15 protein-coding genes are annotated in these 16,992 nt (G+C 40.9%); all 15 read left to right on the forward strand.

Features of this window, described 5'->3' with window-relative positions; genetic code table 11:
* Positions 1-75 precede the first annotated feature (75 nt).
* The 15 genes from AC13CS_RS13485 (at position 76) to AC13CS_RS13555 (ending at position 16,696) form a co-directional block, all read left to right on the forward strand.
* The gene (locus tag AC13CS_RS13485; RefSeq protein WP_293166955.1) at positions 76-1,170 is read left to right on the forward strand and encodes an acyltransferase family protein; all 1,095 of its coding nucleotides are present in this window, start codon (positions 76-78) and stop codon (positions 1,168-1,170) included.
* A gap of 642 nt (positions 1,171-1,812) precedes the next feature.
* Entirely contained in the window at positions 1,813-2,256 is a 444-nt protein-coding gene (locus AC13CS_RS13490; protein WP_293166952.1) for a GNAT family N-acetyltransferase, read from the forward strand.
* Positions 2,257-2,264: 8 nt separating this feature from the next.
* Entirely contained in the window at positions 2,265-2,462 is a 198-nt protein-coding gene (gene rpsU / locus AC13CS_RS13495; RefSeq protein ID WP_014033016.1) for a 30S ribosomal protein S21, read from the forward strand.
* Positions 2,463-2,493: 31 nt separating this feature from the next.
* Positions 2,494-2,685 (forward strand): hypothetical protein, encoded by a 192-nt coding sequence (locus AC13CS_RS13500; RefSeq protein WP_293166948.1) that lies wholly within the window; start codon positions 2,494-2,496, stop codon positions 2,683-2,685.
* A gap of 35 nt (positions 2,686-2,720) precedes the next feature.
* A complete protein-coding gene (proC, locus tag AC13CS_RS13505) occupies positions 2,721-3,527 on the forward strand; it encodes a pyrroline-5-carboxylate reductase (protein WP_014033014.1) in 807 nt (268 codons plus the stop codon).
* Positions 3,528-3,530: 3 nt separating this feature from the next.
* A complete protein-coding gene (proB, locus tag AC13CS_RS13510; RefSeq protein WP_014033013.1) occupies positions 3,531-4,307 on the forward strand; it encodes a glutamate 5-kinase in 777 nt (258 codons plus the stop codon).
* Positions 4,307-5,506 (forward strand): glutamate-5-semialdehyde dehydrogenase, encoded by a 1,200-nt coding sequence (locus AC13CS_RS13515; protein ID WP_293166944.1) that lies wholly within the window; start codon positions 4,307-4,309, stop codon positions 5,504-5,506. The genes proB and AC13CS_RS13515 overlap by 1 nt, the downstream gene beginning before the upstream one ends.
* Positions 5,507-5,688: 182 nt before the next feature.
* Complete coding sequence (locus AC13CS_RS13520; RefSeq protein WP_293166942.1) at positions 5,689-6,021, forward strand: YegP family protein; 333 nt, start codon at positions 5,689-5,691, stop codon at positions 6,019-6,021.
* 534 nt (positions 6,022-6,555) lie between these two features.
* The gene (locus tag AC13CS_RS13525) at positions 6,556-8,697 is read left to right on the forward strand and encodes a DUF5723 family protein (protein ID WP_293166940.1); all 2,142 of its coding nucleotides are present in this window, start codon (positions 6,556-6,558) and stop codon (positions 8,695-8,697) included.
* Between the two features lie 364 nt (positions 8,698-9,061).
* On the forward strand, positions 9,062-12,694 hold the full coding sequence (locus AC13CS_RS13530; RefSeq protein ID WP_293166938.1) for a DUF8202 domain-containing protein: 3,633 nt from the start codon (positions 9,062-9,064) through the stop codon (positions 12,692-12,694).
* Positions 12,695-12,705: 11 nt separating this feature from the next.
* Positions 12,706-13,656, forward strand: coding sequence for a PorP/SprF family type IX secretion system membrane protein (locus AC13CS_RS13535; RefSeq protein WP_293166936.1), 951 nt, complete (start codon positions 12,706-12,708; stop codon positions 13,654-13,656).
* Positions 13,657-13,674: 18 nt separating this feature from the next.
* The gene (locus tag AC13CS_RS13540) at positions 13,675-14,688 is read left to right on the forward strand and encodes an alpha/beta hydrolase family protein (protein ID WP_293166934.1); all 1,014 of its coding nucleotides are present in this window, start codon (positions 13,675-13,677) and stop codon (positions 14,686-14,688) included.
* Positions 14,689-14,916: 228 nt separating this feature from the next.
* Entirely contained in the window at positions 14,917-15,285 is a 369-nt protein-coding gene (locus tag AC13CS_RS13545) for a nitroreductase family protein (protein WP_293166932.1), read from the forward strand.
* 144 nt (positions 15,286-15,429) lie between these two features.
* The gene (locus AC13CS_RS13550) at positions 15,430-15,714 is read left to right on the forward strand and encodes a hypothetical protein (protein ID WP_293166930.1); all 285 of its coding nucleotides are present in this window, start codon (positions 15,430-15,432) and stop codon (positions 15,712-15,714) included.
* A gap of 310 nt (positions 15,715-16,024) precedes the next feature.
* Positions 16,025-16,696, forward strand: a complete 672-nt coding sequence (locus tag AC13CS_RS13555) for a hypothetical protein (protein ID WP_293166928.1) — start codon at positions 16,025-16,027, stop codon at positions 16,694-16,696.
* The last annotated feature ends 296 nt before the right edge of the window (positions 16,697-16,992 follow it).

Here is a 16,992-nt window from a genome sequence, read left to right on the forward strand (position 1 = left end):
GTCCAATGGCACAATAATTTCGTACTTCAAATAGTGAATAATCCTTTTTCAAACCTATAAAAGCAGGCTTTACACTTGAAAAATGAAATAACAGCACCATCACATGATCAATTAAGCACCGAACGGCTATACTTTATAGATGCGTTACGTGCGTGGGCCATATTGATGATGCTACAGGGGCATTTTGTGTCCTCGTTGTTGGCAGATGCCCATCGAGAGGAAGGAAGTTCACTCTTTTTTGTTTGGAGTTACCTAAGAGGTGTGACAGCTCCTGTGTTCTTTACCGTATCAGGATTTATATTCACCTATTTACTTCTCAAGAAATATGGGATGGGATGGTCAAATCCCCGAGTAAAAAAAGGAATAAAAAGGGGCAGCTTCCTCATTGTTATCGGCTATATATTGCAAATCCGGTTTGGGCGATTGTGGGAAGGTTCCATCAATGCGAACTTTGATATTGTCCACGTACTCCAATGCTTGGGGCTCTCCATTATACTGATCATCGTTCTTTATTTGATTTCCTATCGGTTCAAAGCCTATGTTTTTCAAATTCTGCTGGGTTCCATTACCATTCTACTTTTCTTGTCCAGTGCCACCTTTGGCCAATGGGAATATAGTTTCTTGCCCGATGGGGTCTCAAATTATTTTACCCGGGCGAACGGTTCAGTTTTTACCATAGTGCCCTGGTTTGGTTTTGCAACGGCGGGTGCCTGCATTTCCGGATTCTTCCATTACAATCTCAACAAACAGGGGTTTTATAGGAAAGCATTATTGGCTACCCTCGCAGTTGGCACTCTACTTATTTTCCAATCCTATGAATTCATAAGGGACCTTGAAAACCTTACCGATCTCCAATTTTTTAAAAACGCACTTGGGGAAAGCTATCTTTTTGCCCGGTTGGGTGTGGTTCTGTTGGTTTTTGCAACATTTATGCTCTTGAGAAACTTTTTGAACCACAAAATCGTACTCGATATCGGTCGGCATACCCTGGCCATCTATGTTGTCCACTCCATTGTCCTCTACGGCAGTATCACAGGTTACGGATTGAGCAGATACTATCACCACTCCCTCTCTCTATCACAAACAATTATCGGGGCAGTATGTTTTGTTTTTTTGATAAGTTTCTTGGTTTTGATGTTCTATAAGAGAGTAAAGCAACCTATAAGTTAAAAACAGTTACATTGGAAAGACTGCATTTGGCGACATCCTATTAAAAAGCAGCCAATCTTTATAACTCCACCCATACCGTTACTGCCTCCAACCGAATTAATAGGGTAAGGTTAAGGCTTGTTGATTGGAAGTATTTCAACACCCTTTTTCTGATGACGTTCTACACCAGTATTCTTGGAAGCAATGGAAAACATTCAATATTTTGGCCAAATCTATAGTTGTTATGCTCCATTGAAAAGTTGACTTTTAAGAACAATTAACATTAAATACACGACCTTTAAGTAATCCTTACAATAATCGACCTAACCACCACTTTAATTTATGTCCAAAACCTTGGAATAAACGTTACAAAAAACATAAACCCCAGTATTATTGGGATTTAAGGGCTATGTTTCTTATCTTTGCCCTGATGAACGTCAAGCTCCACGAGAGAAAAAATTGCAGGATCCTAAGTTTTAATTATCTGGTATTTAGAAACCAGCCAGATAAGTTTATACCGCCTACGCTATAATTACCTTCCCTTAACCCGGGAAGTTGACCCCATTATAATGGAAATACGGAAAAAGATTTCCGCCATTTTCCATCAGCCCTAGTCGTAACCTTTAACAAAAAACCAAATCCATTATCGTTCAAAACAAAAGCATGGTAATCAAAACCTACGATGCCTATACTAGACTTTCTACCATGGAAGCAAATCGGTTTGCCAACTTCCTTTTTGACCATCAAGAGGGAAAAAAGGCAGAGAAAAAAGCCATTAGAAAAGCTATTCAGTATTCCACCAAAGATATTCCCGGATTGGGCGGATATGTTTTTGCCATGGAAGAGAAAAATGAAATTCTAGGTTTAGCTGTTGTGAACAAGACCGGTATGGGAGACTATATCCCCGAAAACTTTCTTGTATTCTTTGTAATACACAGAGATCATAGGGGTAACGACATCGAACAGAAACTATTGGACTATACGCTCCAATATTGCAAAGGGGACGTTGCCATTCACATTACCGGTGAAAACCAATATCCGAACAAAAAATTTTTCGAAGAAAAAGGGTTCAATGCAACCCATTTAGAAATGAGATTGAACAGATAAATCATTATATGCTAAAAATAGAAGTTAAGCCAGGCGAAAGTATTGAAAGGGCTCTAAAACGCTACAAAAGAAAATATAGGAACACCAAGCGTTTGGACCAAATACGAAGCCGTCAAGAATACACTAAAAAATCAGTAGAACGCCGTAAAACATTAAAAAAGGCACAATACAAGGAACAATTCCTGAACGAACAGGAAGACCAATAAACATAAAAACTCTAGTATCAATAACAATAAAATGAGACTTTCAAGAATTAAAAGGGAAACCAAATATGAAAAACGTTATAGCGTTAAAATGGGGGAACTTACCACCCAGGTTACGTATATTAAACAGTACATTATAGGGCTTCCCGTTCGCACTTTGCACAAATACCGTGAAACTTACTATGGTGAGGTCAAAGATTGTGAAGAATGTAATGTATTAGCATAACACCATTATAATTTAATAACCCTTTAATAAAACAAATGAAAGTATTGGTTATTGGCGCAGGTAACATGGGGCTTACCTATGCCACAGGTATGTCTAAATCCAAATTGTTGAAGAAACGCAACATTATGGTGCTGGACAAGTCAAAAGAAAAATTGGAAGAAGTAGGAAAAATTGCCTATTTCGATGCCATTGACAAAATCGAAGATTGTGTTCCACAGGCAGACATTATCTTTTTGGCAGTAAAACCCTACCATGCCGAAGAACTCTTCCAACGCATGAAAAAATTGGTAAACCCGGAACAATTGTTCATTTCCATTATGGCGGGGGTCACCATAAACTACATTCAAGAAGCTTTAGGAATAAAAAAAGTGGTAAGGGCCATGCCCAATTTGCCGGCACAGGTTGGGAAAGGGCTAACCAGCTATGTTTCCGCAGATGAAGTATCACGACTGGAATTGTTCATGGTAGAAAGCCTATTGGACACTACGGGAAAATCACTTCGGGTTAAAAACGAGAAATTCATTGATGCCTCCACCGGAATTTCCGGAAGTGGGCCGGCATACGTTTTTTACTTTATGCAAAGTATGATGGAAGCCGCCCTACAAATGGGATTCTCCGAAAATGTATCCAAAGTATTGGTGAGCCAAACCTTTACCGGTGCGGTAGAGTTGTTCAACCAAAACAACCTCAATCCAGACACCTGGATGGAAATGGTAGCCTCCAAAGGAGGAACAACCAGGGCCGCCTTGGACTCCATGGAAGACAACAATGTAAACGAATTAATCAAAGAAGCCGCCTTCGCAGCATTTGGCAGAGCTGTGGAACTGGGCGAAGAATACTAAACCATGTATAAAGAACTAGTGGTCATCAAAGTAGGCACAAATGTGATGACCAACAAAGACAACAGAATAGTAAGACCTGTGCTAAACAATTTGGTGCAACAAATTGCAGAACTGTACGAACGAGACATCATGACCATTTTGGTCTCCTCCGGATCGGTAATTGCCGGTAAGGAGGTGCTGGGAAAAGCAAAGATCAAGGACAAAACCCAACGTAGGCAAGTTTATTCTGCCATTGGGCAACCCAGAATGATGAGACATTATTACAACATCTTTAACGATTACGGTATGAAATGTGCCCAGGTACTTCCCACTAAAAGGGATTTTAACCCTGGGGTGCACCGCGACAACATGATCAATTGTCTTGAAGGGCTCCTTTCCGAAGGAGTAATCCCGATAGCCAATGAGGATGATGCCGTTTCCGTATCCATGTCCATGTTTTCGGACAACGACGAGCTGGCCACCTTGCTTGCACAATTAATGAGGGCCGATAAATTAATCCTGATGACGGATATTGACGGCCTGTATGATGGACACCCTGAAAAGGCGGATTCCAAGGTAATCGATAAAGTTGAGCCCAAAGAAGACCTAGATAAATATATTGAAGAGGGCAACAAACAAGAAGGTGAAGGCCGCGGCGGTATGGGTTCAAAATTGAGCTACGCACAAAAAGCAGCTGCCGATAACATTCCATCCTACATTGTTAACGGTAAGCGGGATAACGTAATCCTAGATGTTATAGACGGAAAAAACGTAGGAACAGAAGTTTCAAAACCAGAGTAATGAAGTTATTAAAAACAGATTTAAAAAATAAAGTATTACAAGATATGGAGCGTATTCTCGATCAAAACCGAGAAGAATTGCTCCAAGCCAACAAAAAGGATCTTGACGCATTTAACCGCAACGATCAAGCATTGTACGATCGTTTGGTTGTAGACCAAAAGAAGGTAGACCAAATGATCCAGGCCGTAAAAGAGGTTCGTTTGCAGGAGGACCCTGTTAACAAGGAAATCTCCACAAGAGAGTTGGACAACGGTTTAAAAATCATCAACCGTACAGCCCCTTTCGGCACTATAATGATTATTTACGAATCACGTCCGGATGTAACCGTCGAGGCCGCCGTACTAGCTTTCAAGGCCAACAACAAAATATTGTTGAAAGGTGGTAAAGAAGCCTACCATAGCAATAAGGCCCTTGTAAAGTTTTGGCACCAAGCCTTGTCCGAAAACGGATTACCGGAGGATTTTATCCAGTTCTTGGAAATGGACAGGACACAAACTCAGGAATTTTTAAGGAATCCAGACCAAGACTTGGACCTTATTGTTCCCCGTGGTGGTGAGCGCTTGATCGCCTTTGTAAAGGAACACGCCAAATGCGCCGTTTTGATAAGCGGTAGAGGAAACAATTTTCTTTACGTGCACAAAGATGCCGATTGGGAAAAGAGCCTAAAAGTAATCTTGAACGCGAAAACCCATAAAATCTCTGCCTGTAACGCATTGGACAAAGTTTTGATGGATACCCAAATTGATGGTTATGAGGACAAGCTCAAGGAATTGCAGCAAGTCCTTACCGCCAACAACGTATCCATCTTGGTAGATGATCAAGTCAAAAAAGTATTGAAGGATGAAGAAGTAATTCCGGACCCTTCCGTTTGGCAAGAAGAGTTTTTGGCCATGAAGTGTGTTATCGGTGCCGTCAACAATATTGATGAAGCCGTAGAGAAAATCAACAAAAACTCTGGCGGGCACTCTGCCTCCATCATGACAGAAAACAATGGTGTGGCAAAAACCTTTATGGAAAATGTGGACTGTGCAGCAGTGTACCAAAACGCCTCCACCCGATTTACCGATGGTGGTCAAATGGGCGTGGGCGCAGAGCTTGCCATTAGTACAGATAAATTACACCACCGTGGTCCATTGGGTCTAAAACAATTGGTCACCAACAAATACTATGTATTTGGAGACGGTCAAATCAGGGTGTAAAGCATAAACTTACATAATTCAAAAGGAGGCCGATCGGCCTCCTTTTTTTATCCCAAAAACATGGCACCATTCCCATTCACCTTTCAAAAAGAGTAAAAGCTTATTTTATTGACAATTTCTCTCGCTTTTATTGGTCAATTTTTAATATATTATCTAGATTTATTACTTAAAACATAAAGAATATGGGAAAATTTGAGATTAAAACGGATAAAGCTGGTAAGTACCGGTTTAATTTAAAAGCTGGAAACGGCCAGGTTATTTTAAGCAGTCAAGGGTACTCCTCCAAGTCTGCCTGCGAAAATGGCATCGAATCAGTAAGAACTCATTCACAAGACGATGGGAATTTTGAGCGAAACACCGCAAAGGATGGAAGCCCATTCTTTAACCTGAAAGCTTCCAACGGTCAAGTTATTGGGAATAGCGAAATGTATTCCAGTGAATCTGCCATGGAAAATGGCATTTCTTCCGTTAAAAAAAACGCACCAAGTGCATCGGTAGAGGAAATCTCTGAATAAAACCGTATATCATTTAAATAAAACAGCAGTCCTTTGGGCTGCTTTTTTTATGTCTCATTTTTGCATCCACCAATTGAAAACGGGCATCCATTAGTTGAAACGGGGCATTCATAAAACGAGCTACCTTAATTCCATTTTTTGCTCTTATGTTTGTTCTGCAATCAAGCGTTAAAGCCAATTGAAAAAGCAAGATCAATTTTTAACGCATGCACATATAGCAATTCACTTTTGACGACTGTTGGTCATAAAAGTGTTTAGTTTAGTTGAGGTTTCCGTTACGCCAAGGAACTAGATCAGTTCCTTGGTTGTAATGGTTTTTTATTTTCCAACACCTGTGTTTTTTCCATCCATTTTTCTGGGGAATATTCCTTCAAATTAAATTCCAGATAAACCCAACTCCCCCATCCGTCAATTCAAAAGGGCCTTTCGTGCATTGTACCCGCTACAATACCTCTTTTTATATTCTCTTTGGGGTCTATTAATCAAAATAATTAATAACCCTTGCCCTTGTTTTGGGGACTAAAATTTTAAAACATGCATTCAAAAAAAATCCTTTTGAGCATTTTACTTTTATTTTCAGTTTACATGCTCAGAGCACAATCTTACGAAGGTTTGCTCACAGACAATTACAATGGAGTGCACGGTGTCCTTTCCAACCCGGCCAATATTGCAGATTCCAGATTAAAGCTGGACATCAACCTAATAGGTGTAAGTGCCTTTTTTGGTAACAATTATTTAAGTGCTACTTTGGGAGATGCATTCAATGACATAGACAAAACCTTTGACGATGCCAAAACAACTCCAAAAAGCAACAACTTTATAGCGGCCAACTTGGATATTCTTGGACCATCGGCCATGCTCAGTCTTTCCGAAAAACATTCTGTGGCCCTTTATACAAGAGCCCGCATTTTTGCCAATGTTGACGATATAGATGGTTCTACCATTGACAAAGAAGGAGGTTTTGATGAAAATGAGGATTTTTCCATCAATGAAGGAGACCTGTCCGGAGAGCTCACCCTTTGGACAGAAATAGGTGCCACCTATGCAAGGATATTGATGGACAAGGACGAACATTTCCTAAAAGGAGGTCTTACCCTTAAATATTTGTCTGGCATACACCATGCCTATCTTAATGGTTCCGAAGTAACTGTCGACTACAATGCTGCCACAGAAGAAGTAGCAACAAATGGAACCCTTACCCACGGTTATGATGTGGGAGGCGATGACAGCCTGGGAGATGCATTCAGTTTTGGACAGTCCACGGGCCTTGGTGCAGATATTGGATTTGTATATGAGTGGAGGCCCGACCATGAAAACCAAAAGTTGGTAGACCTCAATGGAAATAAAATATCCAACAGGGGCATCAATAAATACAAACTAAAATTTGGTGCATCTATCACAGACATTGGAAGCATAAACAACAAAGGAGGAGAACAGCAAACCTATGACCTGAACAAAGTACAGAGTATTGATAATTTTGAAGGCGATGACCTAGAAGATGCCCTGAAAAACAATTTTGATGTAATAGGTGGTTTGCAAGAATCATCCAAAACAGGGTTGCCCACCGCTTTGCATGCCAATGTGGACTGGAACATCTATTCAAAGTTCTATTTGAACCTAAACTCCGATATTTCACTAAGGGGAGAGAACAAGCTCAACACCCATCATATCCAAAACCAAGTTTCATTGACCCCTAGACTGGAAACTGCTTGGCTGAGCATCTACTCTCCAATAAGTTTGATGCAGGAAATCGGTTTTCGCTGGGGTGCTGGTCTCAGGGCTGGTCCTTTCTATCTGGGATCGGGGTCTATCCTAACATCTATTTTTGGCCAGACCAAATCCTTGGATGTCTATGCCGGACTCAAGGTTCCAATATATCAAAGCAAATTACGCGATAAGGATGGAGATGGGCTTAAAAATGATATGGACCGTTGCCCAGAAACCCCTGGCCCCATAGAAAATACGGGCTGTCCTTGGCCAGATACTGATGGTGATGGCCTTTTGGACAAAGACGATGACTGCCCCAATGAAGTTGGACCACAAGAAAACAATGGATGCCCATGGCCCGACACCGATGGAGATGGTATTCTGGACAAGGATGACAAATGTCCGAACACAGCGGGACTTGAAGAATTCAATGGTTGCCCCGATACAGATGGGGACGGAATCATAGACCAAGACGACCGCTGTCCTAACGACCCAGGTAGCCCAGAACTTAAAGGGTGCCCAGATTCTGACGGTGATACATTGGCCGATATGGATGATGACTGCCCTAAAGTAGCAGGTCCAGTGAGCAACAATGGCTGCCCAGAAGTTACCCAAGAAGTTCAAAAACAGTTGAATGATTATGCCAAGACCATCCTTTTTGATACCGGAAAAGCAACGATCAAACCAGAATCGGTTACTGTGATGGTAGATATCATCCAAATTCTGAACGAATACCCCAATGCCAAATTTACCGTGGAAGGACATACCGATAGTGTTGGAAGCAAAGAAAGCAACCAAAAACTATCGGAAGCCAGGGCCAATTCGGTAAGGGATTTCTTGATCAACGAGGGAATCTCAGGCAATAGATTAACAGCCATTGGGTATGGTGAAGAAAAACCAATCGCCTCCAATGGAACAAAAATTGGAAGAAAGCAAAACAGAAGAGTAGAAATAAATCTGATAAAATAACCATCCTGCCCATATTTTTAAATCAATGTAAGAACTAGGTTTGGTGTAACTCTTTGGTTCTTCACTAACAGAGATGGTTGGGCCGCCAATAAAAAAATTGGCGGCCTTTTTTTATCAACTTATCGTTTTCTGCATTCTTTCAGAGTTCAATCATTCTTAATAATAACAAGACAATACTTACAAAATTGACTATTTCTATATAAGGGCAACTCTTCATCCGTAAACTCATTTGCGCCTTTCATCAATTGGAACCCTACATAGGTTAATTGGTTGACCCTGTGTATGTATAAAGTGCCTTATTTTATACTTACCAAATCTATTTCTTGAACTGGCCCCATCAAGAAATCTTTAAAACCTACTTGTTATGACGAAACTTCTACTCCATTTCTTTTTCCAACAGAAATCAGCCAAAAAAGGACCTAGTGTGCTTTTTGGTGATTTGCTGAAATATACACTCCAGTGCATAATTGTACTTTGTCTGTTCCTTTCAAACAGTAATACCTATGGCCAAAATCAAGTAGATACATGGTTTAAAGCGGGAAGAGCCATTAATGCAGCTCCCGGCAATAATTTTTTTTGGGATCCTTACCCATTGCCACCAGCAGATGGGACTCCTGTTTCCACCTGGTACGATCTGGTCACGTTTACCCCGCAAGATGCTGTTCAACATCCCGCCCCAGCTGATTATCCACTCCCTTATCCCGATGGTTTTGATTATCCTTTTGGTTCTCCAAATTACCTCGACCCAGCAGGTTCCATTCCTGGATTGCCCGTTCTTCGCAGAAACAGTACAGACAATATCAACTTTAACCCCGTAGTTCGGTTTGATGGCAGTGGCAATGGCCAAGCCTTGCATTTTCGCTCCAATTCCAGGGATAATATCACTGTATTCATTGTATTCAAAGCAGAAGGAGCAGGAAATTCAGCAGAGACCCAACGCCTTCTATTTGGTGGCGATATGGACACATATCATAGTTCCACCACAAATTTATCATTGGGCATTGCAGATGGGAATCGTTTCTCCGTAGGTCGTACATGGTCAGCCCCGGGAAGTGATTATTTCCAAAGTGGAAATGTTGACCTTTTGGCACAACCAACCATAGGTGTTTTTAAACGAGAAGTTATCAACTTTGAAGAGGAGGCTTTGACCACTTATGTAAATGGCATTCTCGACATTTCTCAAAATAGGCTTGATAACTCCGCAGACTTAAGTCTTTCAATTTTTAACAGATTGGGGATGCACTTCAACAGCAATGACCCCAACCGTAACCTTAGCGGTGATATTGCAGAAGTGCTATTGGCTGATGAATCCCTACCCAGCAACTATATCCGAAGAGTCGAAAGCTATCTGGCCATAAAATACGGTATTACCCTGTATAATGGTCCCCAATTGGGAAGCATTGTAGGTAACGACACCTACAGGTACCTAGCCGCTAATGGAGATATTATTTGGGAAGCCGAAACCACTTACAAACATGATATAGCAGGAATTGGTGCTGACCGGTTCAATGACAACGATGCCGTAAATGGCGGAATAAAACTTCGCTATACATTAGATCAGCGTATCTCCAAAAGTGAAAATGCAGATGCCATTGTCACTATTTCCACAAACACAGATTTTAGTGAAGACAATGTAGATCCAGACAGCAGACCAACCATTCCCGGATGGCCAACTTATAATTACAACTACCTCCTTTGGGCCAACGACAACGGCAGTATAAACGAAATAGCCACAGAACTCCCAACAGACCCGGTGGGTATCACATCCAGAATAGAAAGAGAATGGAGGGTACAAAGCAATCAACTTGGAGGGGTAACGCCCATATCAGGAGTAAGTGTTCGCGTGGACCTTTCAGGCTCCGATATTTTGGACAATGGCAATTGTGGCATCAAATTATTGATAGATACCGACACCGATGGTGATTTTACAACGGGCACCATTACCGAGATACCAGCCACAAGCATCGATGCAGGCAAAAACGCCTATTTCGAAAATGTAACCTTTAATCATCGAGAAGTATTTACCATTGGTTATGGCGATAACACACCCCCTACCGCATCCGACCCAGACCCAATTACCGTCTGCAATACAGCACCAGACCCAGACCCTACGGTAGTGGATGATGAAAATGATAATTGCGGTATCCCTACGGTAACATGGATCGATGATACCTCTGACAACCTTTCCAATCCCGAAACCATTATACGAACCTATCAAGTAACCGATGCTGCAGGTAATTCCATTAACGTAAAACAAACAATCACCATATACACATCTCCCGTTGTAGATGCTGGAGAACACTCTAAAGTCTGTGGAGAAACTGATTTTATTGCATCAGATGCAACTGCATCTGGTTATAATACTTTGGAATGGAGTCACAATGGAAATGGGAGCTTTGTAAATAACACCCTATTGAATGCAGTATACCAACCAGCTGCATCCGACATTGGCAATGTCGTTACACTCACCCTGACCGCCACAGGTCCCAATGATTGCCAAACTTCCGATACAGTTGAAATCACATATCGTACAGCCCCAGAAACTTTCGCTGGAAACGATGCACAGGTATGCAGTAATGAAGATTATACCCTTTCAGAAGCCACCGCATCAGGGTACGATACCCTACAATGGACCACTACTGGTGATGGAAGTTTCGTTGATTCATCAATACTCAACGCAGTATATCAACCAGGAACCAACGACATTAGTACTGGAAACGTCACTCTCAGACTTTCTGCCACTAGCATAGATAACTGTACAACAACTGATGAAATGGTTTTGACCATAAACCCATCACCCGGCGTGCCCACCATTACCGTGACGCCCGAGAGCTGCTCCGCGGCAGCCACCAACATCGTGGACAACTATGACGCGAACCTGACCTATACATCCAGCCCCGCTGGGCTAACCGTGGGCGCAGGGGGCGCCATCTCCAACGGCAACGACGGGGACGACTATGTCATCACAGCGACCAACGGCGACGGATGCTCCGCGGATTCCGCAACCTTCACCTTCGACGCAGACATAAATATTGGATTCAATGTAACCACAAATGTTCAGCATGAAAGCTGTTGGGAAAATAATAATGGTTCTGTTTCCGTAGCTATTGAGGATGCAGTTTTGCCCGTTACAGTTCAGTTGAACAATGGTGAGCCTATGGTTTTTCATACAAATTCGTTTGATATTGACGATTTGGCTCCTGGCAATTATGAAATGACCGTAATTGATGACACGGGTTGCCAAACCACTACCAGCTTTGGAATCCAATCTGGAGGGCCAAACCTTGGTGCTTCGGTTGAAGTGATGTATTTGTGCGATTCAAATCTTCCATCAAATACTATTGCGGTTACCTTATTCGACCCCTCCATCAGCAATGATGTACTCTATGCTCTGGATTCCACGGACCCCAATGATTTTGTCCTAAGTCCCAACTTTGGAAATATCACTTCTGGGGAACACACGCTATCCATAATGCATAATAATGGTTGTATGGCAGAAGTTCCTTTTGAAGTTGAAAACTTTGAGCAATTAGAGTTAACGCTAGCAAGTGAATATGTGAATCAAATAACCGCAAATGTCACTGGCGGAGCAACGCCTTACACCTATTATTTTGACAATAATGAAGGAACCGCTTCCAATACCTATACCATTGATCGAAGTGGGACTTTCTCGGTTCGAGTGGTGGATAGTAACGGATGTGAGGTTATGCAAAATACCACGATGAATTTAGTGGATATATCAATTCCAGACTTCTTCACTCCGAACAATGATGGACAAAATGATTATTGGAGTCCAAAAAATACTGAATTGTTTCCAGATATTGAAACTTACATTTTTGATAGATATGGAAGGAAAATTCAGATTTTGGGCCCAACAGGTGAATGGAATGGAGAGTACAATTCCAAACCAATGCCTTCTGGAGACTACTGGTATATCGTAAAACTTAATGATGGATCGGGGCGTGAGTTTGTTGGACACTTTACGCTGTACAGATAAAATTGAAATCAATGAAAAGAATTGTAGTTTTTTTAATATTAATGAATGTATTCCTCGTCAAGGGGCAGGAACTTACCGTGCCCCAATTGTCGCAATACTTATCTGACAATCCTTTTTTGATGTCGCCTTCCTTTGCGGGAATCGGCAACTTTGTAAAGGTGAGGATGAACGGTCTAACACAATGGGTGGGTGTTAAGGATGCTCCGGACACCCAATCGTTGTCCGCCGATGTTAGACTGGGGAACCGATCGGGAATCGGGATGGTGCTCTATAACGATTCCAACGGGGAAACCAAACAGCGTGGCGGTAAGGTTTCCTTTGCACACCACTTGACCATTGATAAATATGAGGACCATTATTTCTCCTTTGCCCTCTCCTTTAATCTCAATCAAATTAGGTTTGATATTGAAAACTTTGACCCTAATGCTGACGGCGATCCTGCCATAACAAACGACAGATCTTCAAGCAACCCAAACTTTGATGTTGGAACTTTGTACAGGCGTGGTGGATTTTACCTCAGTCTCAATGTCTCCAACATTCTGGATAAGGATTTTGAAAAGTTCAACCCTGTTTATGAACCCGATAAGTTGCGGAACTATAATGTGTATTCCGGATATAAGTTCAGAAAGAACAGAAGGGCCGATTTTGAAATTGAGCCTTCTGTCTTTTTCCAATATTTTGAAAATGATGGGAGATCGATTACTGACATAAATACAAAGTTTAAATGGTTTGATTTTTTAGACTATTACTATGCTGGAATAACCTACCGATTTTTAAATGATCAATTAGGATCTCCACTTTATATAGCTCCGATCATTGGGCTTAAAAAGGGGGACTTTTACTTTGGGTATTCCTACCAGGCCGTAATGACCGAAATATTGGGGTACTCATCCGGGACCCATGTAATAACCTTGGGCATTGACCTCTTCCAAGGAATTTCCAATTGCACTTGCACCTATTAATTTAAAACAAATATGACTATGAAAAATTTTCTTAAATCGTTCCAAAAACTCAACCTACTTGCTCTCTTGGCCCTTTTGGGCGTCGCATCATCCTGTAGTGATGATGACGATGGTTTTCCATCGGACACTATTAATGGAAAGGCTGTAATTTCATCCACAACTACGGACACCATTATTCAGTTAAAAGTGAATAATGGCATAGTTCCCGTTTATTTATCCATCCCTAAAAATTGCAATAAAAAAAACTACCCTGCAGTGGTTGTGATGCATGGTTCGGATGGTATGTGGACAAACCACGATTCCAGCAAAGGAATCATGTCCGGCCAATTCAACGAATGGCGTAAATTGTTTGATGATAACTGTATTGTTGGTGCATTTGTGGATAGCTACTCGGGCAGGGGCGTATCCACAAGAACGGGCAAATGGACCACCGCTCCCGACAACTTTAAAATAAGTTCCCAATTTATAAGGCCCAGGGATGCAAACGCAGCATTGGCCATGCTCAAGAACTTAACATTCACCGATGGAAGTCCGGTGGTAAGACCCAAAGATATAGGTCTGTTGGGGTTTTCCGATGGTGCCAGCGCCGTAGCGGCAACTTTGTATAATACCGACACTACGCCAAAAGGGTGGAAATGGACTCAAAGTTTTGATGGGAAAAAATACGATACCGCTTCGGGCGTAATGCCTCCTGAACCAAAGCCAAGTACTGGTTTTGCTGGCGGTGTGTTTTATTATGGAGGTTCTGGCGGGTATAATTATTGGGGGGCCAGTCCATGTGGAGACAATGCCTTGGATGGAAATATCTTTCAGCCCTACGCACCTATGCTGTACCAAGTTCCTACCGAAGGTTATCTTTCGGAGAACACACTTTGTTTGGTCGATATCCTAAAACAAAAAGGATTACCTGTGGAGCTCAACCTATACGAAGGGGTCGGTCACGGATTTGATTTTGATGATAACGATCAGAGTTCCATAGCCCGGGTAAAGGCACTCGACTGGTTTAATGAATTATTGCATATAGATAAATAAATTTTAAATAGAGAGCAGTCCTTCAAAAAAGGTTGCCCAACTGCCCAAAATCTCTTGTTTTATGTGCTCCCATAAAATCAGATTATACCGGCATTTATAAGTTAAATCTTGGTGAAACAAGGTTCCAATGTCTCAAAACAGGGAGCACAACCATCAACCTCCATATTAAAATTTGAACCAAAAGCCCAGCAATGGGCCCAAATCAGAACACCTAAAACTTAATTTACAATGAAAGGAAATTTTCTAGAAAAGTGGATTTTAGACCTTGTAAAATCTGAATATGAATTTGGAAAAATACCTAAACATGCGACCTATAAACTTAGGGAACGAATGGATGATTTTATTGAGGTTACCATAGAGTGGATGGACTCTGAAAACAACAGCCACAAAACAGTGTACCATGCCAGAGCTTATGGAAAAATGAAGATTGATGAAAGTTTTGAAGTCAACAAAGACCCCATTTTTGAGCTTGAAAACTATTATACCTTAGAAATTCACACTTATGTAAACCACATAAAGAGAAATTACAGTACCAGAAAAATTGCCAACTACGATGTTATGGGGGTAGTCGGAAAATTGGAACAAATGGACGACTGAAAAAAGTTGGCATCTGGACAAGACCCCAAAGTTGTATGAAATTAATAACAAAAAGTTTGCTTGATGAGCAATATTATTTTTGAGAAAACCAGCAAAGAAATCAAGAGTGCAATATCCAAGTGATGTAAGGCACTAAAAATAAGATTGGATAAAAGAAACGAGGCATTGGACAGCTTCATCGGCGACCAAGGCAAGGTACGTTCCTACATGATTCGCAATTCTGCAATAGTATACCATGGGGCCAGCCCAACACTTTACTCCAAAGAACATTTGTCCAAGGAGGAAGTTGAAGAAATTACCCAATTATGTAGAAGGGTGTTTGAATTGGAACAAGAAATCGACAAGTTAACATTGCTTGCAAAGCACATGGATGACGAAAAAATATTTGAATTAAGTATTCTTGAACTCAATTCGTATGGATTTGATTAAAATCCATCCCCAAATATTATATAGTCTCCACATGAATGTAGTTCTATTAAATTGTTTGTTATCAATCAATTGCTTTAACAATCGGTCCTCTTATACAAAGCACACAACTTGGAACACTTTTGTTGATTTTAAATAATAGGGTAAAACCATGATGGATGCGTTTCATCCATTAAAACAGACATTTAATCGATGGTTTTGCATTCGTCAATTGAGAAGCACCATCCGTATATTATAGGGGTGAACCTCCCATTTTTATTCGTTTCTTGCTATAAGATTAAAGTTCCCAAATTCTTAATCAAAAAAATGAATTATGCATTTATTGACCATTATTTGGACATTGATTTGTGCAGCCGTAATTATTGGATACCCACTTTATCTTTTAAACAAATCCGTTTCTTTAACAAAAGCCCGGAAGGATGATTATAAACCTATGGCTCCGAATACGGTAGAGTTATTATCGTTTGACATTAGGGAACAATTGCCCAGTTGGTCCTTAAGCATAGAGGTTCCCCAAATTACTGAAGAAGTACTTCACAAAAATCCAATCCTTTTTTATCTGGAATCGGAGGACACCTACTTTAAACTACCCTTGAACAATGCGGCCATGGGCTATAAAGCAAATGTTTACAAGAATGTTGGGAAAGTATATGTCACCTTTAAATCACTGAAAGATGGGGTGTCCCATTTTCATATCCCCACCTATCATTTAAAAAACCTTAAAATGTTGATTATAAGATTCAGCGATGAAAGAATCTATGGCAATTGGGGAGCCTCACCAAACAATTACACCATCCATAAAAGTTTGGAGAAGGCCGGGATAAACATACATGATTTTGAAGAGGTACTAGGGCACTTCAGCAATATAGCTTCTATAGATTTTAAAGGACACTATGTTGCAAAAATGCCCCAACGAAAAAAAGTACGTGCCGTAACTAGACCCATCGAACAAATTAAAAAGGAGCGGCTATTTGCAACCACATAAAAACAATTACAAAATACTTAATGCTTTCTTCTTTAGTGTTCTCATGTAAACGTAAAATGGGATTTTCCTTAAAACAGAAATCCCATTTTACACTTTTGTCCCTTTTCCAAACATACAGATAAACCCATAACGGCCATCCATAAACTCAAAACATGCATTCATCAAATTGCACCACTTTTTTTAATGAAACCGAAGTAGATTTAACCCATGACAAACAAAGAATGTTGGGCTGTACAGAAACTTTAATGTTCTTGTCTTTAGTTCTGGCGATAAAGACAGTACAGCCCACAACTCAA

It is taken from the genome of Flagellimonas sp. B-3 (assembly GCF_056857835.1).